The organism is Anabaena sp. AL09 (genome assembly GCF_001672255.1).
Taxonomy (GTDB): Bacteria; Cyanobacteriota; Cyanobacteriia; order Cyanobacteriales; family Nostocaceae; genus Dolichospermum; species Dolichospermum lemmermannii.
Window position 1 is genome coordinate 15,263 of the sequence record NZ_LJOQ01000106.1, and the last position, 18,666, is coordinate 33,928.

An 18,666-nucleotide genomic window follows, 5' to 3' on the forward strand; every position below is an offset into this window, starting at 1 on the left:
AGCTTTTTACAACAGTCACTCATTTACTGACTATTAATTTTCAACTAAGTAAGTTCCGCTAATTAATTCCAATCCAATTTTTCTAATTTCATCTAGCAATTCATGAAAGTGATTAGTATTAATTCTGTGATTCATGAAAACGACACGCAAAGAGTTAATTCCATCAATTTCTACCTTAGAGATGAAAAATTTTCCTCCTTCCCTAATTCTATTTCTAATTGCTAACTGAAAATCAGACAACAGATTATCGCTCACATTAGAAGGTACATATCGGAAACAAAGGATATTCACCTCTGGTTGATGAATAGTCTGGAAATCTGGTTCCTGTTTGAGTATTTGATAGGCTTCTTGGGTCAACTGACATAAATACTCGATCTTGTTGGCAAATATGTCCTTTCCATAGAGTGCCCATAATACCCACAAGTTCATGATTAAGGGTCTTTTAGTGCATTCAAAATTCTGTTCTGCACTATCGAATTGAGTATAGATATCAGGAACTTTTTCAAAGACATAACTAGCGTTCTGACGAAATGCTCCATAGCTCTTTTCTTTATTCTTATAGAAAAGAAGGGTACACACCCCAGGTAAAAACATCATTTTGTGAGCGTCTAAGACAAAGGAATCTGCCTTTTCAATTCCTTTTAATTTGTGGCGCAACTGGTCAGAAACCAGTAAACTAGCACCATGAGCGCCGTCAATATGAAGCCAGATATTTTTCTCTTTGGTGATTTGTGCTAATTCATCAATTGTATCAAAAGCACCTACGGAAGTAGTTCCTGCTGAAGCTACCACACAGAAAATCTTTAGCCCCCGTTTCTCTGCTGCTTCTAGGGTAGGACGTACCTGGTCTATACAGATTTGTTTTTTCTGATTAATTGGTAAACGGATAATTTGATTTTCTCCGATTCCCATAATCCCCGCAGCCCGACAAATGCCATAATGTGCATCTTCACTCACAGCAATGGCCGGACGATATTGATCTCCCAATGCAGAAATACCTTCTGACCAAATCTGGGGAAATTTTTCGTTTCTAGCTGCTAAAAGAGCGGTTAAATTACCTAATGTCCCCCCGGAGGTGGTCACCATGGCAAAAGTATCAGGATTCCAACCAATAAATTGGTTAAACTCATCGGCCATAATCCGCTCAACTACGTTGGGTAATTGCCCTGCTTCATAGAAGGAGGAGGGTTGACTGACGATGGAACTAATTAAATCAATCAGACCGGCTAGGGGAATTATACCAGAAAATTGTCGGCCCATATAACCGGGTGAGTACACTTGTATTCCGGTTTTAATGTATAAATCAATAATTGCTTCTAGCTTTTCTTGATTACATAAAGCCTGATCGTTCTGTCCCTGATTCATGATCTCTTTTGCTGTTTGGGACAAGTCATAAGGATTACTGAGTGCTAGTCCTCTGATTGATGAGTCAGCTAAGTATTTTTCTAATTTGGATACAACTATCTCAGCGCTTTGCCGAAATAATTGATCATCAAAAAGCCCCTCATTGGTGATCAAGTTCTCTGTATCTTTGGTGATCAATTTCTCTGTATACTGCATAATTATCTAGCCTTAGTCTTGGTAATTGTATGCACGATAAACTTTTTATAGATTACATAGCAATTATCAGTTTGTCAAGTATATCTACTAAATTTTTTACTAATAAACGCAAAATCTGTAACTAATGCTAAGATGGATGGTCTGTACTAATAACACTTGCGTAGTATCCGTAGATATGGTGTTAAAAAAATGACTGCATCTGTTTATAGATGATATTAATGTGATTTTGTACACTATTGGCGGGCAAGATACCCGCACCATAAGAGTTTAATTATTCATATCTGTACTTTATAATAGCGGGAACTGCTGTAAGTCATTGGGACTTGTTATTAAAGATGAAGATTGAGAATTGAATTTAAGCTGTAAAAAAGACCAGGGAAGACATATATTTTCGGTGTTAGGTAGACAGAAACCCACCAGACAAGAATTTATTTGGATATATGTCTTGGCTAATTTAAACTGTGTTAATTCATTAATTGCTAGACATTAAATCGGAATAACATTACATCACCTTCTTGAACAATATACTCTTTTCCTTCACTTCTAACTAAGCCTTTTTCCTTGGCTGCACTCATTGAACCATGAGTTACTAAATCATGATAAGCGACCGTTTCTGCACGAATAAATCCCCGTTCAAAATCAGAGTGAATAACTCCTGCGGCTTGAGGTGCAGACATTCCGGCGTTAATTGTCCAAGCGCGGGTTTCTTTTGGTCCACAGGTGAAATAAGTCCGCAAACCTAATAGAGTGTAAGTTGCGCGAATTAAAGATTTTAAACCACCTTCTTTGACACCTAAAGATTCCAGAAAATCAGCTTTATCTGCTTCTGGTAATTCTACTAATTCCGCTTCTACTTGAGCAGAAACAATGACAACTTGGGCATTTTCGACCGCAGCAACTTCTCGAACTTTTTCGACAAAATCATTACCTGTGGCTAAATCTTCTTCAGAAACATTAGCAGCGTAAATAATTGGTTTATTGGTAAGTAGTCCTAAGCCTTTGATAATTTCCGATTCTTCGGCATTCAAACCAACTTGACGGACAGATTTGCCTTCATTTAAAGCAGCGGCTAATTTTTCGAGAATTTCTACTTCAACCTGGGCATCTTTGCTAGTGCGTGCGAGTTTGCGACTTCTATCAATCCGTTTTTCAATTTGGAATAAGTCAGATAAACCAAGTTCTAAATTAATGATTTCAATATCTCGCGCTGGGTCAACAGAACCGGCTACGTGAATGATATCATCGTTTTCAAAACAACGGACAACATGAACTATGGCATCAACTTCCCGAATGTGGGATAAAAATTGATTACCCAGTCCTTCTCCTTGACTTGCACCTTTGACTAAACCGGCAATATCAACAAATTCAACACGGGCTGCTAGGATTTGTGCAGAACCAGCAATTTTTGCGAGAACGTCTAACCGGTCGTCTGGTACTGAAACCATGCCAACATTCGGTTCAATGGTGCAAAATGGGAAATTAGCCGCTTCAGCTTTAGCATTAGCGACTACAGCGTTAAATAGGGTTGATTTTCCGACGTTGGGAAGTCCGACAATTCCGGCTCTTAGCATTGTAAATTTTAGATTTTGGTTTCAAGTATAAGGATAGTTCAAACAGGTGGAGGATGGTTGGAGTCATTGGTGGTATAAAAAAATCTAAAATCTAAAATGGTATGAACAAGTATCTAATTACAGCCATAATTACAACTGTTTTATGGCATAGTTTATTATCCAAGGCTTGGGGGCAAGCACCCAATTGTATTCCCCGAAGTTTGCCTCAAGTTAGCAAATCGGTGAATACTGTCCAGCAGAATAATGTGATCGTCATTGGTAAAGTGCCAAACCGCCCTTATGTGGTTGTTATTCCTGGTAATTCAGATCAATTATTAAATGTTGTCAGAAGCTATGTTTCTGACGCATTTTTAGCCAAGCATCGGCTTGGGACTTATATATACGCTGGGAGTTCTAGTAAAAGAGAAGAAGCCGAGTGTTTATCTAGCGTGTTGAAATACCATAAGATAGATGCGCGAGTTATCTATTTCCACTAAGGAGGCTGTAGGATTGACACTCTCAGGGAGCCAAGCCACTGAGATTCTACTGACAGAATGAGATTAAGAGTTTAGCCCAATCTAATCTCGCGGCGACCTCAAAAGGGCAATTATATCAACTTGCAGTTCCTTAATTTAGGTTTGAGATTATTCTTCTTTCTGACTGCTAACTGCTGCTATATCCTGATTTTCCCACAATTCTAATAAACCAACTGTACCGACAAAAAATGTATAAGTTGCATATTTGATTGCTGTCTGATTGCGTGTTGGGGCATAATAAGCGGCAATTAATGCTTCAATAAAATGAGCGGATAGGGCAATATGGGCAATGATTAAAGCAGGGGTTAAGATACTGGGTAGTTGGTTATTGAGATTCCATAATTCTAAACCAATAGCGCTGGTGATGAGTGCGGTGGAGGTGATTTTGATAATGGGGAATAGTTTTTGTTTGATATCTTTTAAGTTCATATTGTTTGATTTTTTCAAAGTAAGAATATTTTACATTTTATTCTATCAAATTATTGATTAATTCATCTATTCTTAAAAGTTCATCAGTAATTTGGGTTACAGTATTTAATTCATTTGCAGGATCTGGAGTTTGAATAGTCATGTATGATGTAGCTGATTTATGGGCTACAAGACCTCGTTTTTCTCCAAATGTATTCATGGTAGCAAGCCAAGCAGGATCTAAATCATCACTATCTATCCCTATGGGTAAAAGTAAGGACAAAATATGATCTTCTTTGACTCCATGATTTTGACTAATAACTCTTTGAAAACTTTCCACAGCTAAATCTATTTTTTTTGATATCTTGACTTTTTCCTCTTTAACTGTTTTACTTCCCTTTTGTGGTGTAAGTGTATCTGGTGGTTTATCCATAGTTAAACCAGAAAACCCAAGTAGACATATTAAAGTCCGAGTATTTTTACCGCTTTTATCCCAAATAGTTTTGGCATTTTGAACAACTTCCCAAGCTCTTTCTTCAAGATAAGATTCAATTTCAGCATGAGCTAAAACTCTATATGCAGCAGTTTTAGATAACTGACTCTCAGAATATAAACCCGTTGGGTTAATCTTAGGAAGAAATTGTTTTTTTAACCTATTTAACTCTCTAGTTAAAGTACGAAATCTAGCTGATTTTGACATATTATAGATAACAACCTATCTCAAACCATTGAAAATAATACGATTATCAACGAATTGAGGTAGGTTAAATTCTACATCTAAAACTTCTAGTAGACTTTCGCCCCAAAATCTAAAACGATTGTAAGTTTGACTAATGTTTTTGGTTGTTCCTTCAACACCTTCTTTAAAGTCGTTATTTGATGAACATAATTTTTTTAAAGCTTCTTGAACTTTGTCTTGATTTCTTTCAGCAGATTGTCTGATAATTTCATCTGAAAAATAAAATACCATCACATCTAAAATTGCTCTATTAAAGCGTCTTCTATATTTTTTATCATTGCTTAACCACATACGAAAAAAGTTTTTGTCTCCAAATATATTAATAGTTGTTTGTACTGCTTCCTCAAATTGGTTAACTACATTTTTAATATCATTATGTTTGTTATTCCAATCTTTATTAAGTTCTGTGCAGGTCATGTCAAGAAATGATTTAAGGTTTCCACTATATTTAGATAGAAAATAATGAAATCCTACATAACGTAACAATAGTTCGACATCTCTCATCCGAAAATCAGGATGTGGTGATTTGAATATTTTTTTAAGAGCTTGACTTTTAATTGATTGATCATCTAAAAAATTGATAAATGAACCATGATGTAATGCTTGTCGAAGTTCTTGTGCTGATAATGGTGTACTTTGTACATTCAAACGTAGAAAAATTTTATAAAGGAAATTTTCGTCTTTTATATTCCGCAGAAGCATAGTGCGAATAGTTTGATTATCAAGATTATCAGTATCTCTACTCAAAAATAAATCACTTCTTATGTCTTCATATTTTTTGCCAATTAAATCACGTCTAAATTCTAGATTTCTTAAAGCAAAGGCATTATTTGGTATGTTTTCATCACTCCTGCCATAAAATTGCAGAATTGTTAACAAGCGTTGCTTACCATCAAGAACAATAAATTTACCTTGTTCTTGACTAGTTGCTAATACTATTTGTGGTACTGGAAACCCAAGTATAAGTGATTCGATAAATCTACTTTTGAGTGTTATATCCCAAGCGTCTCGTCTTTGAAATCTTGGAGTTAATTGGATATTATTGCGAAGAAGCTGATCAAGTATTGTTGCTGTTGTCCAGTCACTACCAGAAACAACAATTTCTCGAATTTGCTTTAATTCAGGAATTAACTCACTCAGCGGTTGAGACTCAATTTCTTGATCTTCCTCTTCCTCAAAAAATATTTCTTCTTCGTTAGTCATAGTTTCGGTCTGCATAAAGATTTGAATTTAAATACAATATATCATATTATTTCTTTATATTCTATACTTTATCAATTTTACCTAAAGTCCTAAACACTTCCTTTTCCCCCAAAAATGCTCAATCAAAACCAAACCCCCCTGATAGATGCCTTAAAAGCCTGCACAACCCGTCCTCACGCCCCATTTTACACCCCAGGACATAAACGCGGTGCGGGCATTTCCCCACTTTTAACCGATTTAATCGGTAAAGATGTCTTTCGTGCTGACTTAACAGAATTAGCAGAATTAGATAATTTATTCAAACCAGAAAGCGTAATTCTCGCAGCACAAGAACTAGCAGCGGAGGCTTTTGGTGCAGAGAAAACATGGTTTTTAGTTAATGGTTCTACCTGCGGAATTGAAGCCGCAATTCTCGCTACTTGTAGAATGGGAGATAAAATTATTCTGCCGCGCAATGTCCATTCTTCAGTTATTTCTGGTTTAATTCTTTCTGGTGCAATTCCTATTTTTATAAATCCTGAATATGACGAAGATTTAGATATTGCATATAGCGTTACACCAGAAGAATTAAAAGCAGCATTAGCAAAACATCCAGATACAAAAGCAGTGCTGATAGTTTATCCTAATTATTCCGGTGTTTGTGGGAATTTGCCAGCATTGGTAAACCTTACCCACCAATATAATATTCCCTTAATTGTAGACGAAGCCCATGGCGCTCATTTTCATTTTCACCCAGAATTACCAACATCTGCTTTAACCGCAGGTGCAGATTTAACAGTACAATCAATTCATAAAACATTGGGGGCAATGACACAAGCATCAATGTTACATATTCAAGGTCAAAGAATTGATATGGATAGAGTGAATAAAGCTTTGCAATTAGTTCAATCTACCAGTCCTAGTTTTATCCTTTTAGCTTCTCTAGATGCCGCACGTCAGCAAATGGCAATACATGGAGAAAACCTGATGTTTCAAACTTTGGAATTAGCGAAAGAAGCAATTGATAAAATCAACAAAATTCCTAGTTTATCGGTTTTACAAATACCTCAAAATCATATAAAAAATAACGGCTTTATAGATTTAGATAAAACCCGGTTAACCGTTAATATTTCTCAGTTAGGTTTAACAGGTTTTACTGCTGAAGATATTATTAATGACAGGGGAGTAACCCCAGAATTTTCATCTTTACAAAATCTCACATTTATTATTAGCCTAGGAAACACAAAAACTGATATTGAAACATTAGTACAAACCTTAAATAATCTTACCCAAATTCCCCACTTGACAAATCGGGAAAAAATCTGTAAATATAAAAAAGATACTATAATCGCCCCTTCTATGTGCATTTCTCCCCGTGAGGCCTTTTTTGCTGATAGTGAGATCTTACCTTTCGAGAAAACCCTAGAACGGATTTGTGCAGAAATTATTTGTCCTTATCCTCCAGGAATTCCCGTATTAATGCCAGGAGAACTAATTACAAAATCAGCCTTAGAATATTTGCAAGAAATTCAAAAAATGGGTGGTTTTATTACCGGTTGTGCAGATGAAACTTTGCAAACTTTAAAAGTTGTGAAAGGATAAATTTATCTCAACAGATATTTTAAAAGTAAAGAAAACATAAATCATTAGATATACCTATGATAATCATCAGAATATTTTAGTGTCAAGATTAACTTAGCACTAGAAATTCGTGCTTATATTAAATCAGCACTTTATCATAAAATTAAATAACTCCCGTGTTAGAAGCGTGCGTACTGATAACAATATTGTGTGGTTTTTTTGGCATCATCCTCAAAAAAAACCTGGTAATGAAAATTGTCTCTATGGATGTGATGAGTACAGGTGTGATTGCCTTTTATGTACTAATTGCATCACGACAAGGCTTATTTACTCCCATTATTTCCGATGTAAAAAACATTGCTTATGCCGATCCAGTTCCGCAAGCAGTGATATTAACAGCGATAGTTATCGGGTTTTCCATTCAGGCTTTGATGCTGGTTGGTGTGATGAAATTAGCACGGGATAACCCCACATTGGAAAGCAACGAGATTGAAAAAAATAATACACCATGAATACCATTACACTAGCTTGGATTGCTACCCCATTTTTTCTAGGGTTCATCATTTTTCTAGTCCCCAAACTGAACCGACATTTGACATTGTGGGGGACTATTGCTTCTGCTGCTTATGGGTTGCAGCTATTTCTTGAACCATCACCCATCACAATGAATTTACTGGATAGTTTCGGTATTACCTTAGTAGCCGACGAGTTAAGTGGTTATTTTATTTTCACAAATGCCCTGGTAACGGCTGCTGTTGCCCTCTACTGCTGGCGCAGTGATAAAACGGCTTTTTTCTATGCCCAGATGATTATTGTGCATGGTAGCCTCAATGCTGCCTTTATCTGTGCCGATTTCATTAGTTTATATGTGGCTTTAGAGGTCAGCGGTATTGCGGCTTTTCTGTTGATTGCTTATCCCCGTAGCGATCGCTCAATTTGGGTAGGTTTACGGTATCTCTTTGTTAGCAATACTGCAATGTTATTTTATCTAGTAGGTGCAGTATTAGTTTATCAAACACATCATTCCTTTAATTTTGCCGGGTTAAAAGGATCACCCCCGGAAGCACTAGCACTAATTTTTCTGGGATTATTAATCAAAGCGGGGATTTTTGTCTCCGGTTTATGGCTACCTTTAACTCATTCTGAATCAGAAACCCCAGTTTCCGCATTGATGTCAGGAATTGTCGTTAAAGCCAGTGTTTTGCCTTTATTACGTTGTGCATTAGTTTCCGAAGAAATTGATATTATAGTCAGAATTTTTGGTGTGGGAACAGCTTTAATGGGTGTATCCTATGCTGTCTTTGAAAAGGATACCAAGCGCCTGTTAGCATTTAGCACTATTTCCCAGTTAGGCTGGATTCTCGCTGCACCGGCTGTAGGTGGATTTTATGCCCTCACTCATGGATTAGTCAAATCGTCTTTATTTTTGATTGCTGGTTCTTTACCCAGTCGCAACTTTAAAGAACTGCAAAATAAACCCATTCATACTAATATTTGGATACCTTTAGTTATTGCTAGTTTATCAATTTCTGGCTTGCCTTTGTTGTCAGGTTTTGAGGCAAAGGTATTAACGATGAAAAATGTAGAATCTTGGCAATTTATAGTTATGAATATTGCCGCAGTTGGTACAGCCATATCTTTTGCTAAATTTATTTTTCTCCCCCATACAAAAGCAGAAGAAGAAGAAGAAAAAACAAAATCCGGTTTTTGGATATCAGTAATCTTTTTAATTACTGGATTATTTGTGGCAAATATTATCTATCTTCCAGCTTATGAAATCACCAATATCACAAAAGCACTTTTAACTATTGCTGCGGGCTGGTTAGGATATCATTTCATTTTCAAGAAATTATCCATATCTCTACCTCGTGTATTTGAAGAATTTGAGCATTTAGTTGGTGTCATGAGTTTAACTTTAATCCTATTATTTTGGATGGCTTTCCCATGATTGGACATCTCATATTCAGACTATCAATTTGGTTATTACTCACAGCTAATGTGAGTTTAACAAATATTATCATCGGTGTAATTATTGCCTTACTTTTACCACGTGGTAAGTCATCACCAGAAAAATTAAAATCTTGGTTAAAGGTAATAATTAAAATCTTTGTTGCTATTCCGGTTGCTTTTATGGAGGCATTTGAAATTATCTTCCGTCCCCATAATCAAGAAGAAATTATCATGGAAAAAGTCAAACTCAACAGATCACCTTTATTGATTTTTCTTGATATATTTCTAATTACCTTTACACCCAAAACCATCGTCATGAAATACCACGAAGAAGGATGGTATGAAGTCCACCACATTAAACCCAAGAGAAAACAATCATGAAACTAGAAATAGTCTTAATGGCAATGATTTTAGCACTACTCATTCCCATTTATGAAGCTTGGAGAAGTGATGATACCTGGCAGAAAATGTTAGCTTTTGGCAGCATTTCTAGTAAAGTAGCCATCATGATTCTCGTAATTTCCGTTTTACGAGATGATTGGATGATTGGTGTAGTCGCAGCGATTATTTTGACGGTAGGAAATGCCGCATTAATGTTATTAGCACATATCCTCAGAAGATTAGGTGAAGTATGATCAACATTCTTAGTTATACCTGCATAGGTATCGGCATAGTTTTCTGGTTTTGGGGAACTTCTCATTTAGTCAGCAACAGATCAGTATTATTCAAATTACATGGACTTTCTGTTGCTGATACGTTAGGTTCAATGATGATTATTGTCGGACTATTATTGAAAATACCCAGTGAATGGCCATTACTTATTCTTGGCATTATTTCCTTAGCAATTTGGAATACTATGCTGGGTTATGTATTAGCATATTGTTCAACAGCAGAGGAAAAACATGAATGATACTTATCTCTATTTAATCATTGCTTTATTACCCTTAACTGCGGGGATGTTAGTAACTCAAACTAACCCCTATCATGCCTTAATCATTCGTGGGGTACTCGGTGCAGTTGCGGCAATGGTAGATGCAGTTTTAGGTGCAGCAGATGTGGCTTTAACAGAAGCATTAATGGGAACAATGCTATCAATTACCCTCTATGCGATCGCAGTTCGTTCATCTTTAGTGTTACGTCTTGGTGTCATGGAAAATCAGTCAATAGAAAAAAATCAGGATAGCAATTTTCAACAACTCATAAACGATTTCGGCAGCATTTTTAATGAACATTATTTACGTCTAGAACTCGTACATTATCCTACTAAAGAAACCTTACAACAGGCATTAATAGAAAAAGAAATTCATGCTAGTTGTGTGCAATTAGAAAAAAGTGAGCAAGAACAGGAAACATACCAAACTGTAATTAGAGTGGAACGCATCTATAAGATTATGAAAAGTAAACTTTCATCACCGAAAACAACTTTACAATATTTCAATATTTTAGATTCAGGAGCGCAAAATTTATGAAATTAGTTTACATTTTAGCCGGAATAGCTTTATTTGTGAAAATGCTGATTATGCCTAATTCCGAACTAAATTTACCAGATATTTCCATTGTGGAAACAGTGGTTAAAGAAAGTGGTGTTCCCAATGCAGTATCAGGGATTATTTTCAGAAATCGGCTATATGATACAATCTTTGAAGTTATTGTCTTCACTATTGCCATTCTCGGAGCTAATTTTTTATTAGCTAATGAAAAACCATCTTGCAGCATCTATCAATTCAAAGATCAACCATCCATCATTTTAGCTCGTCTAGGGGCGACAATTGCGGCATTAGTGGGCATTGAATTAGCAATTAGGGGACATTTGAGTCCGGGGGGTGGTTTTGCGGCTGGGGTGGCTGGAGGAACAGCAATCGGACTAATAGCAATTACCTCATCATACCAATGGATGCAGGACATTTACCAACGTTGGCACGCTGCTATTTGGGAAAAGATTTCCGTATTAGTTTTCATTGTTTTAGCAATGATAACTTTGTCGGGATTTGAGTTACCACATGGAGAATTAGGGGCGTTATTTAGTGGTGGAATTCTTCCTATATTAAATATCCTAGTTGCTGTTAAAGTGGCATTAGGTTCTTGGGCTGTGATTTTGATTTTTATTCGTTATCGGGGTTTATTGTAAAAGACAGGAATTTAAGAACATAGAAATTACACTTAGCTTATGTTCAACTGTTATCAGTAAAAATAATCAAAAATAGGTTTTAAATCAATGCAGATAAAAACTTTCGTTTGCATCATAATTATCCCAAATTGATTCTTTCTCCTGCTTTTTCTTTCTTTCTTCCTCCTGACTTCTTCTATAATGCAATAGTAGATTCTGTTTCTTCCTCAATTTCATAACCACAAGCTAATCTTTCTATCGCACCATCAATTAAATCTAAACCTTGTTGAACAGTTTCCATTAAACTTAACTTACCTCGTAAATCAGCAGCACCAGCAAAACCTTTAGCATACCAAGTCATGTGTTTCCGAGCTTGACGTACCCCCCTATCTCCCTTATATTCCCATAAAGCAAAAAGATGTTCTCGCGCACATTCTAAGCGTTGAATGGGGTTAGGTGGTGGTAATAATTCTCCAGTTTTTAAGAAATGATCAACCTCACCAACTAAAAACGGATAACCTAAAGTTCCACGAGAACACATTACCCCATCTGCGCCGGTTTGTTCTAAACATTTTACCGCAGCTTCCACAGAGAAAATATCCCCATTACCAATCACAGGAATTGATAAAATTTCCTTGACTTTTTTTATCCATTCCCACCGCGCATTACCATTGTAACCTTGAGCGCGAGTCCGTCCATGCACAGTAATCATTTTTGCTCCCGCGTCTTCCATTCTTTTCGCAAAATCAAGTATGGTAATTTCATGATCATTCCAACCAATGCGGGTTTTCACAGTCACGGGAACATCTACAGCTTTGACAACTTCTCGGACAATTGCTTCCGCAATTTCTGGTTGACGTAATAAAGAAGAACCACCACCATTTTTAGTAATTTTATTAACAGGACATCCCATATTAATATCAATCGTATCCGCACCTTCAGCCACTGCTTTTATGGCTGCTTCCGCGAGAAAATCGGGACGACAATCAAATAATTGAATACTAATTGGACGTTCATTAGGATCTACTTCCATAATGATTGGTAACTGCTTAACGTAATGCAAACCCGTCGCGTTTACCATTTCCGTATACACCATAGATTCTGGCGCATAACGACGCACCAAACGCCGAAATACCAAATCAGTCACCCCGGACAACGGAGACTGTAAAACTCGGCTTTTAACCTCAAATGAGCCAATTTTTAAAGGAGTGGAAAGTCTAGCTTGAAGTTCGGGAGAAAGGTAAATCATGGTTAGAATTAAAAATACAATCGTTAATTGGGGAATCGAAGGCTGACAAGGGGTAGTTAATGGAAATGTGGATTCTTAACTCAGTAAATCCTAGATGGACATAAAATAAAATGAGCATAAAAAATAACGAAAATAAAGACCGTCTTCTTGTCTCTTACCTCTTATGTGGGGCTGGTTTTTTGGGAATAAACGGTTTACATCGGTTATATAATGGCAAAACCGCTACTGGTTTATTATGGCTATTTACCTGCGGTTTATTTTACATGGGGCAAATCTATGATTTATTAATCATACCGAATATGGTTGACGAATATGAGCAGAATTTGCGGCTAAAAGCAGGTTTATCACCTCTGGGTATACCCATGAATGAAAGGATATTTATTTCCCAAGTCCAGAAACCAACTGATAAACCACTGATTGTTAAACTGATAGAAGCCGCAGAGGCTAATGGTGGTAGTTTAACTGTAATTCAAGGTGTTAGGGCTACCGGATCTGGTATTGTGGAAGTGGAAACTATACTCAGAGAAATGCTGCAATCAGATCATCTCAGAATAGGTAACGACCCCATTTCTGGAGTCGTTACTTATTATTTCGATGAATTGTAAAGTTCTAATTTCTACCTAGCCACTTTTGTCCATTTAAGCGGTACACTAGCCGAGATACCAACAATTCTAGGGTAGTTTTGCGCTCATCAATTAGAAATGATTCCAAGGTACTGGGTTTTTTACCTTCATTACAGGAAAATCCCTTTTTACCTTGAATATTTTCTTCAGGAAAATATACGTTAAACTGGCGCTGTCCCCCTTGCCAAGAACCAATAACTTGCCAACATTCTTCTGCTGAATTAAAACCAATAATAGAATACTTCTGCTTGGCAAAAGTCAGATTCACATCTGGCACACCTTCTTTAGTAATTGCCTCTTGCAACGCTGGGAGGTAATGCTGCTGCATAAACTCTTCAAAAGGCTTATCTTCCAATGCTGGGGGTTTTTCCTTTTTGGCAGCTTTAGTCTCTGCTGGGGGCTTTTCTGGGGCGGTTGCAGCAGGATTAGAAGCTACATCTCCCGCTTGATTTTGATTAGTTTCTTCTGCCATTGCTAATTTTTGGGTAGTCAGTTATTTTTATTTTGACATACTAGAGCATAGCTACAGCTATTTAGATATAAAATAAGATTTTAAGAGTAATTAACCGCAGATTAACGCAGATTAGCGCAGATAAAGACGGATGAATTAATAAGTTTCATGATTCTGTGCAGCTTGGACTATCATTCGGATAAAATCGTTTAAATAGTAACTTTTCACGAAGTATGTTGGATAAAATGGGTAATGGGTAATTTGGGACTTTTAAAATCCCATACCCTCCAGAGATGTTTCAACCACCTGCAACAGCGGGAACAATACTCACTTCATCTTTATCCTCAAGTGGTGTTTCTGTATTTTGTAAAAATCGAATATCTTCGCTGTTGACATAGAAATTTAAGAACCGTAAAGGCTCTCCGTCTGGCTTCCGCAAACGCCCCTTAATAGCAGGATAGCTTGTTTCTAAGTAATCAAACAATTCAGAAATATTACTACCACTACATTCTAAGACAGCTTGATTTTCTGTAAACTTTTGTAGAACTGTGGGAACTAAAACTTTGACAGCCATTGTTTAAACGTTAATTGTTAGTGAGTGATTTGGTTGGTAGGGGTTTAGCACTGCTAAACCCCTACTACAATTAATTGGTAGTGAAAGGATTAAACTGTAACTTCTTGCCATTCTAAGCGGTCAAGTGTGCGGGATCTTTCTAAAGCCCGTTCAAAGCTGTCTAGTTTAGCATCAATAGTTAAAGGTTCGCCAATGTAGCCTTGAATTGCTTCCTGGGTTTTCAAACCATTGCCAGTGATATAAACCACTGTAGTTTCATCTGGATCAATTTTGCCAGCTTCTACTAATTTTTTAAGAACAGCAACGGTTGTACCACCTGCGGTTTCGGTAAAGATACCTTCGGTTTCTGCTAATAGTTTGATACCTTCGATAATTTCGGCATCATTAACTGATTCAATATTACCATTGGTTTTTTGGGCGATTTCTACAGCATATACGCCATCGGCAGGGTTGCCAATCGCAATGGATTTAGCAATTGTGTTAGGTTTAACTGGTTGAATAAAGTCTCTACCTTCTTTAAAAGCTTTCGCAATGGGGGAACAACCTTCCGCTTGAGCGCCACTGAAGCGGACATCTTTACCTTCTACTAAACCAACTTCGACAAATTCTTGGAAACCTTTATAAATTTTGGTAAACAGAGAACCAGAAGCCAAAGGGGCAACTATATGATCTGGTAATTGCCAACCTAGTTGTTCTGCAACTTCAAAGGCTAATGTCTTAGAACCTTCAGAGTAGTAAGGACGCAGGTTAATATTCACAAAACCCCAACCGTGGGTATTGGCAACTTCTGAGCAAAGACGATTAACTTGATCATAGTTGCCTTTGACTGACATCAGGGTAGGACTATAAATCAAGCTACCGATGACTTTACCAGCTTCTAAGTCAGAAGGGATAAATACACAGCAATCTAAACCAGCGTAGGCTGCGATCGCTGCGGTAGAATTTGCTAAATTACCTGTACTAGCACAAGAAACAGTCGTAAAACCCAATTCTCTCGCTCTACTGAGGGCAACTGACACCACCCGATCCTTAAAGCTCAGGGTGGGCATATTGACGGCATCATTTTTAATATAAAGTTTATTTAGACCCAGGCGACGGGCAAGACGGTGGGAACGCACCAAGGGAGTCATTCCTGTTCCCACATCTATATAATCATCTGTAGCAACTGGCAAAAAGTGACGATAGCGCCAGATAGAATTGGGACCAGCTTCAATAGTTTCTCGACTAACTAAGCTTTTAAGAACATTGTAATCATATTTGACTTCCAACGGCCCAAAACACAATTCACATACATGAGTGGCTTTAAGTTCGTATTCTGCTCCACATTCTTTACACTTCAAAGCCTTGAGAATAGAAGTGTTCGCTTGGTTGAGGTTTGTAATCGCCTGAGTCATAATTTTGCGTTCCCTGGGTATCCGTCAACTTTGGAATGATACTAGCACAAGGCAAAATCCACGTCAAACATACCCGACCATTTTTATCGGGTTTGGTTACTCAAGGGTTAGAACTGGTTGACGGATTTTTAGTTAAGTTCTCATTAATAATTAAATCCCATATTCCGCACTTCATTTTGTAATATGCGAATATTTCCTTAATTTTATTTTTTATTGTCTTTAAAAATACATATTTTATCAAATATTTTAAGTTTTAATACATAAGCTTTTGACACTTATTAAGAATAATTGTTGAAAAAGCTCATACTACATTATGAAGTGTGGAATGTCGGTTAAAAAATAATCCCTTTGTCAAAGTGAGTTGTAATTTTTCAAGGGGGCAGGTAGATGAGAAAATCTATCAAGAATTAGAATATGATTCCTGAACTTCAGCCAGAACGATTACAAAACTTGAGTCAAGAATTACAATTTGCTATTAATACTAATAATATCTCCTCCATGGAGGATCACAGTCAAGAAACCAGAAGAGAAATTCGCAATTTACCTGATGAAGTCCAGTTAGTACAAGGTTGTATTCTCGCTATCCAACAAGCCAAAGCCGTTGCCCCTACTGAAGCTAATGCCATGTCTGACAAACTCTCTCGGATGTTAAATGCAGCCATCAGTGGTGATATTAATGAGGTAGATCATTTATAGCGGGAATTAAAACCAGATGTGCAACATTGGTTAAATCAAGAATTACCCAGTCATAGTATTATCACGGGACTTACGCGATGAACACCAAAACTAAAGTTGATTGTCCTGTTTGCGGGTATCAAGGAATTGAGGGCAACATTTGTCCTAATTGTGATACTGATGTTTCTCTAATTCGCTCATTGGCAGAATTACCCCAGCGGCCAAAATCCTGGACAACAGGCATCGCTATCTTAATGCTGATGATTGGTATTACTATCGGTGTAGGAGGTAGTTTTTTTGCCCTGCAAACAGCTATATATACCGCAACAGTTCCTAAACCTACAGTTACTACTACTCCTAATCTCAGTCCCCAGGTAATTACCCCTGTCATTCCTAAACCAGCATCACCACTAGCCACTTATACCGTAAAATCAGGAGATACTCTTAGTAGTATTGCTGGCAAGTTTTGTAGTAAACCTACTGATTGGCAATTAATCGTTGCCGCTAACGCTGAATTACAAAAACGGGAAAATAAATTAGATATAGATCAGGAGTTGAAAATTCCTAGTAGCTGTCAAAGGAAAACCCCATGATGATAGTTGACAGCTTCAAACAAGCTAGTCAGAAAGCTGAAAATTTTGCCCAAAAAAAACAACTGCGGGCAGCTGTAATTACTGCGGAAACGCTTTTGAGCAATCATCCTCATTCCCAAATTAACACTTGGGCTAACAAAATTCTAACTGTGCTATCTAAAGAGATTTCCCGTGCCTGACTTATCCCCAAACTATCTAATTAGTTTAGAATTACGAGAATTACTCGTCCAAAAACTCGGCATTCTGCAAAAAGATAATGTAGTATTACAGCAGTCTTTGAGAGAACAGCAAACCCAAACTACAGCCCAAACAGAAGATTTATTCTTGGAACTTTTAGAAGTTGCTGATGCCTTAGAAGCTTTATTAGACTATCTAGAAAACAATCCCAATCCTAGTCCAGAATTTATCGAACGCTTACCCAGATCCATAGGTGCAGTTAATCGCAAGTTTCTCGGTGTTTTAGGAAAGCGCCAACTTTTACCTATAGAATTACAAGAAGGCACAGAACCAGATTTTAACTTATGTCGCGTCATTGATCGGGAAGAAAGAACAGATATCCCAGACCAAACAATCACTAAAATTGTCCGTCGCGGATTTCATTTAGGTGAAAAAGTCCTCCGTCCCACAGAAGTCATTACCGCTAAATCAGATAATGGTCATTAGTCAGTTGTCCGTTGTCCGTTGTCCGTTGTCATTGGGAAAATTCTTTCCCCCCCAACTTCCCCAACTCCCCCAACTCCCCCAACTCCCCCAACTCCCCCAACTCCCCCAACTTCCCCAACTCCCCCTACTCCTCTATCCCCCTTACACTGTTAACTATGACTCCTCACGAAAGTGATATAAAAGATGCTTTTTCACAAACAAAAATCTGGAGTGGTTGGCAGGAAAATTTAGTTTTAATAACTATTGCCCTGTGTTTAGCTCTGCTAATTCGGACATTTATCGCTGAACCACGCCTGATTCCATCAGAATCAATGTACCCTACTTTACACACAGGCGATCGCTTGGTCATAGAAAAAGTATCATACCGGATTCATCCTCCTAAAATCGGCGATATCATCGTTTTTAACTCACCACCAGAATTACAAAGACGCGGATATTCTCAAAACCAAGCCTTTATCAAACGGGTAATTGGTGAACCAGGAGCAGTAATTAGCATCGCTCAAAGCAAAGTTTACCTCAACGGTACAGCCTTAACAGAAGACTACATTGCCGAACCACCAAATAGCCCATTTCCAGAAATCAAAGTCCCGGAAGGCGCATTTTTCGTCATGGGAGACAACCGCAATGATAGTAATGACTCTCGCTATTGGGGTTTTGTCCCCCGTCAAAACGTCATAGGTCGTGCTACATTTCGCTTCTGGCCTCTTGACCGTATCGGCTTAATCTAGTCCACTGACAACTGACAACTGACAACTGTACGGGCGAAGCATTTGGAGAACTATTTTTGGCAATGACCGATAATTTATCTTCCAAATGCTTCGACAACTGAAA

Annotated in this window: 25 protein-coding genes; 15 read left to right on the plus strand and 10 right to left on the minus strand. The window is 37.4% G+C overall.

The window, feature by feature from the left end; translation table 11 throughout:
- Positions 1-33: 33 nt before the first annotated feature.
- Both AN490_RS21755 and ychF read right to left on the minus strand, forming a co-directional pair.
- Positions 34-1,560, minus strand: a complete 1,527-nt coding sequence (locus tag AN490_RS21755) for an aminotransferase class V-fold PLP-dependent enzyme (protein ID WP_300006958.1) — start codon at positions 1,558-1,560, stop codon at positions 34-36.
- A 479-nt stretch (positions 1,561-2,039) separates the two neighbouring features.
- Entirely contained in the window at positions 2,040-3,131 is a 1,092-nt protein-coding gene (ychF, locus tag AN490_RS21760; RefSeq protein WP_300006961.1) for a redox-regulated ATPase YchF, read from the minus strand.
- Between the two features lie 101 nt (positions 3,132-3,232).
- Between ychF and AN490_RS21765 the strand changes: the two genes are divergently transcribed.
- Positions 3,233-3,607 (plus strand): hypothetical protein, encoded by a 375-nt coding sequence (locus AN490_RS21765; RefSeq protein ID WP_213719984.1) that lies wholly within the window; start codon positions 3,233-3,235, stop codon positions 3,605-3,607.
- A 147-nt stretch (positions 3,608-3,754) separates the two neighbouring features.
- Here the strand turns inward: AN490_RS21765 and AN490_RS21770 are convergent, their stop codons facing one another.
- From AN490_RS21770 to AN490_RS21780, 3 genes are read right to left on the minus strand one after another with little or no spacing between them, the layout of a single operon-like run.
- The gene (locus AN490_RS21770) at positions 3,755-4,075 is read right to left on the minus strand and encodes a hypothetical protein (protein WP_300006964.1); all 321 of its coding nucleotides are present in this window, start codon (positions 4,073-4,075) and stop codon (positions 3,755-3,757) included.
- Between the two features lie 37 nt (positions 4,076-4,112).
- Positions 4,113-4,754 carry a HEPN domain-containing protein gene (locus AN490_RS21775; RefSeq protein ID WP_300006966.1) on the minus strand — a complete coding sequence of 214 codons (642 nt, stop codon included), beginning with the start codon at positions 4,752-4,754 and terminating at the stop codon, positions 4,113-4,115.
- A gap of 15 nt (positions 4,755-4,769) precedes the next feature.
- Complete coding sequence (locus AN490_RS21780) at positions 4,770-5,996, minus strand: DUF262 domain-containing protein (RefSeq protein WP_300006968.1); 1,227 nt, start codon at positions 5,994-5,996, stop codon at positions 4,770-4,772.
- A 114-nt stretch (positions 5,997-6,110) separates the two neighbouring features.
- Here AN490_RS21780 and AN490_RS21785 point away from each other — a divergent pair, with 114 nt between their 5' ends.
- From AN490_RS21785 to AN490_RS21820, 8 genes are all read left to right on the plus strand, one after another.
- Positions 6,111-7,577 (plus strand): aminotransferase class I/II-fold pyridoxal phosphate-dependent enzyme, encoded by a 1,467-nt coding sequence (locus AN490_RS21785; protein WP_300006970.1) that lies wholly within the window; start codon positions 6,111-6,113, stop codon positions 7,575-7,577.
- Positions 7,578-7,732: 155 nt separating this feature from the next.
- Positions 7,733-8,068: a cation:proton antiporter subunit C gene (locus tag AN490_RS21790; protein ID WP_015083256.1), complete on the plus strand. Its 336-nt coding sequence runs from the start codon at positions 7,733-7,735 to the stop codon at positions 8,066-8,068.
- A complete protein-coding gene (locus AN490_RS21795) occupies positions 8,065-9,504 on the plus strand; it encodes a cation:proton antiporter (RefSeq protein WP_300006973.1) in 1,440 nt (479 codons plus the stop codon). The genes AN490_RS21790 and AN490_RS21795 overlap by 4 nt, the downstream gene beginning before the upstream one ends.
- Positions 9,501-9,887 carry a Na+/H+ antiporter subunit E gene (locus tag AN490_RS21800; RefSeq protein ID WP_300006975.1) on the plus strand — a complete coding sequence of 129 codons (387 nt, stop codon included), beginning with the start codon at positions 9,501-9,503 and terminating at the stop codon, positions 9,885-9,887. Before AN490_RS21795 ends, AN490_RS21800 begins: the two co-directional genes overlap by 4 nt.
- A complete protein-coding gene (locus AN490_RS21805; protein WP_213713698.1) occupies positions 9,884-10,141 on the plus strand; it encodes a hypothetical protein in 258 nt (85 codons plus the stop codon). The genes AN490_RS21800 and AN490_RS21805 overlap by 4 nt, the downstream gene beginning before the upstream one ends.
- On the plus strand, positions 10,138-10,416 hold the full coding sequence (locus AN490_RS21810) for a monovalent cation/H(+) antiporter subunit G (RefSeq protein WP_015083252.1): 279 nt from the start codon (positions 10,138-10,140) through the stop codon (positions 10,414-10,416). The genes AN490_RS21805 and AN490_RS21810 overlap by 4 nt, the downstream gene beginning before the upstream one ends.
- Entirely contained in the window at positions 10,409-10,975 is a 567-nt protein-coding gene (locus tag AN490_RS21815; RefSeq protein WP_300006979.1) for a DUF4040 domain-containing protein, read from the plus strand. The genes AN490_RS21810 and AN490_RS21815 overlap by 8 nt, the downstream gene beginning before the upstream one ends.
- Positions 10,972-11,634: a Na(+)/H(+) antiporter subunit B gene (locus AN490_RS21820; RefSeq protein WP_300006981.1), complete on the plus strand. Its 663-nt coding sequence runs from the start codon at positions 10,972-10,974 to the stop codon at positions 11,632-11,634. Before AN490_RS21815 ends, AN490_RS21820 begins: the two co-directional genes overlap by 4 nt.
- A gap of 175 nt (positions 11,635-11,809) precedes the next feature.
- Here AN490_RS21820 and dusB read toward each other — a convergent pair whose 3' ends face one another.
- Positions 11,810-12,862: a tRNA dihydrouridine synthase DusB gene (gene dusB, locus AN490_RS21825; protein ID WP_148760110.1), complete on the minus strand. Its 1,053-nt coding sequence runs from the start codon at positions 12,860-12,862 to the stop codon at positions 11,810-11,812.
- 110 nt (positions 12,863-12,972) lie between these two features.
- Here dusB and AN490_RS21830 point away from each other — a divergent pair, with 110 nt between their 5' ends.
- Complete coding sequence (locus AN490_RS21830) at positions 12,973-13,467, plus strand: NINE protein (protein WP_148760112.1); 495 nt, start codon at positions 12,973-12,975, stop codon at positions 13,465-13,467.
- Between the two features lie 4 nt (positions 13,468-13,471).
- On the opposite strand, the gene AN490_RS21835 is transcribed toward AN490_RS21830, so the two are convergent.
- From AN490_RS21835 to thrC, 3 genes are all read right to left on the minus strand, one after another.
- Positions 13,472-13,957: a DUF2996 domain-containing protein gene (locus AN490_RS21835; protein WP_300006986.1), complete on the minus strand. Its 486-nt coding sequence runs from the start codon at positions 13,955-13,957 to the stop codon at positions 13,472-13,474.
- A 277-nt stretch (positions 13,958-14,234) separates the two neighbouring features.
- Positions 14,235-14,510, minus strand: a complete 276-nt coding sequence (locus tag AN490_RS21840) for a MoaD/ThiS family protein (protein WP_300006988.1) — start codon at positions 14,508-14,510, stop codon at positions 14,235-14,237.
- 89 nt (positions 14,511-14,599) lie between these two features.
- Positions 14,600-15,904, minus strand: a complete 1,305-nt coding sequence (gene thrC / locus AN490_RS21845) for a threonine synthase (protein WP_168651363.1) — start codon at positions 15,902-15,904, stop codon at positions 14,600-14,602.
- 414 nt (positions 15,905-16,318) lie between these two features.
- On the opposite strand from thrC, the gene AN490_RS21850 reads away from it, so the two are divergent.
- The 5 genes from AN490_RS21850 (at position 16,319) to lepB (ending at position 18,563) form a co-directional block, all read left to right on the plus strand.
- Positions 16,319-16,600 carry a hypothetical protein gene (locus tag AN490_RS21850; protein ID WP_300006990.1) on the plus strand — a complete coding sequence of 94 codons (282 nt, stop codon included), beginning with the start codon at positions 16,319-16,321 and terminating at the stop codon, positions 16,598-16,600.
- A 77-nt stretch (positions 16,601-16,677) separates the two neighbouring features.
- Positions 16,678-17,172: a LysM peptidoglycan-binding domain-containing protein gene (locus AN490_RS21855; RefSeq protein WP_300006992.1), complete on the plus strand. Its 495-nt coding sequence runs from the start codon at positions 16,678-16,680 to the stop codon at positions 17,170-17,172.
- Entirely contained in the window at positions 17,169-17,351 is a 183-nt protein-coding gene (locus AN490_RS21860; protein WP_213720009.1) for a hypothetical protein, read from the plus strand. Before AN490_RS21855 ends, AN490_RS21860 begins: the two co-directional genes overlap by 4 nt.
- Positions 17,344-17,835, plus strand: coding sequence for a nucleotide exchange factor GrpE (grpE, locus tag AN490_RS21865; protein WP_300006995.1), 492 nt, complete (start codon positions 17,344-17,346; stop codon positions 17,833-17,835). The genes AN490_RS21860 and grpE overlap by 8 nt, the downstream gene beginning before the upstream one ends.
- Before the next feature lie 155 nt (positions 17,836-17,990).
- Entirely contained in the window at positions 17,991-18,563 is a 573-nt protein-coding gene (gene lepB, locus AN490_RS21870; RefSeq protein WP_300006998.1) for a signal peptidase I, read from the plus strand.
- Here the strand turns inward: lepB and AN490_RS21875 are convergent.
- Positions 18,520-18,660 (minus strand): hypothetical protein, encoded by a 141-nt coding sequence (locus AN490_RS21875; RefSeq protein WP_300007001.1) that lies wholly within the window; start codon positions 18,658-18,660, stop codon positions 18,520-18,522. The genes lepB and AN490_RS21875 overlap by 44 nt on opposite strands.
- Positions 18,661-18,666 lie beyond the last annotated feature (6 nt).

What these genes read in the sequence shown, in the direction of transcription:
- AN490_RS21755 (WP_300006958.1), bottom strand. Translation starts at nt 1,560, where the DNA reads ATGCAGTATACAGAGAAATTGATCACCAAAGATACAGAGAACTTGATC.
- ychF (WP_300006961.1), bottom strand. Translation starts at nt 3,131, where the DNA reads ATGCTAAGAGCCGGAATTGTCGGACTTCCCAACGTCGGAAAATCAACC.
- AN490_RS21765 (WP_213719984.1), top strand. Translation starts at nt 3,233, where the DNA reads ATGAACAAGTATCTAATTACAGCCATAATTACAACTGTTTTATGGCAT.
- AN490_RS21770 (WP_300006964.1), bottom strand. Translation starts at nt 4,075, where the DNA reads ATGAACTTAAAAGATATCAAACAAAAACTATTCCCCATTATCAAAATC.
- AN490_RS21775 (WP_300006966.1), bottom strand. Translation starts at nt 4,754, where the DNA reads ATGTCAAAATCAGCTAGATTTCGTACTTTAACTAGAGAGTTAAATAGG.
- AN490_RS21780 (WP_300006968.1), bottom strand. Translation starts at nt 5,996, where the DNA reads ATGACTAACGAAGAAGAAATATTTTTTGAGGAAGAGGAAGATCAAGAA.
- AN490_RS21785 (WP_300006970.1), top strand. Translation starts at nt 6,111, where the DNA reads ATGCTCAATCAAAACCAAACCCCCCTGATAGATGCCTTAAAAGCCTGC.
- AN490_RS21795 (WP_300006973.1), top strand. Translation starts at nt 8,065, where the DNA reads ATGAATACCATTACACTAGCTTGGATTGCTACCCCATTTTTTCTAGGG.
- AN490_RS21800 (WP_300006975.1), top strand. Translation starts at nt 9,501, where the DNA reads ATGATTGGACATCTCATATTCAGACTATCAATTTGGTTATTACTCACA.
- AN490_RS21805 (WP_213713698.1), top strand. Translation starts at nt 9,884, where the DNA reads ATGAAACTAGAAATAGTCTTAATGGCAATGATTTTAGCACTACTCATT.
- AN490_RS21810 (WP_015083252.1), top strand. Translation starts at nt 10,138, where the DNA reads ATGATCAACATTCTTAGTTATACCTGCATAGGTATCGGCATAGTTTTC.
- AN490_RS21815 (WP_300006979.1), top strand. Translation starts at nt 10,409, where the DNA reads ATGAATGATACTTATCTCTATTTAATCATTGCTTTATTACCCTTAACT.
- AN490_RS21820 (WP_300006981.1), top strand. Translation starts at nt 10,972, where the DNA reads ATGAAATTAGTTTACATTTTAGCCGGAATAGCTTTATTTGTGAAAATG.
- dusB (WP_148760110.1), bottom strand. Translation starts at nt 12,862, where the DNA reads ATGATTTACCTTTCTCCCGAACTTCAAGCTAGACTTTCCACTCCTTTA.
- AN490_RS21830 (WP_148760112.1), top strand. Translation starts at nt 12,973, where the DNA reads ATGAGCATAAAAAATAACGAAAATAAAGACCGTCTTCTTGTCTCTTAC.
- AN490_RS21835 (WP_300006986.1), bottom strand. Translation starts at nt 13,957, where the DNA reads ATGGCAGAAGAAACTAATCAAAATCAAGCGGGAGATGTAGCTTCTAAT.
- AN490_RS21840 (WP_300006988.1), bottom strand. Translation starts at nt 14,510, where the DNA reads ATGGCTGTCAAAGTTTTAGTTCCCACAGTTCTACAAAAGTTTACAGAA.
- thrC (WP_168651363.1), bottom strand. Translation starts at nt 15,904, where the DNA reads ATGACTCAGGCGATTACAAACCTCAACCAAGCGAACACTTCTATTCTC.
- AN490_RS21850 (WP_300006990.1), top strand. Translation starts at nt 16,319, where the DNA reads ATGATTCCTGAACTTCAGCCAGAACGATTACAAAACTTGAGTCAAGAA.
- AN490_RS21855 (WP_300006992.1), top strand. Translation starts at nt 16,678, where the DNA reads ATGAACACCAAAACTAAAGTTGATTGTCCTGTTTGCGGGTATCAAGGA.
- AN490_RS21860 (WP_213720009.1), top strand. Translation starts at nt 17,169, where the DNA reads ATGATGATAGTTGACAGCTTCAAACAAGCTAGTCAGAAAGCTGAAAAT.
- lepB (WP_300006998.1), top strand. Translation starts at nt 17,991, where the DNA reads ATGACTCCTCACGAAAGTGATATAAAAGATGCTTTTTCACAAACAAAA.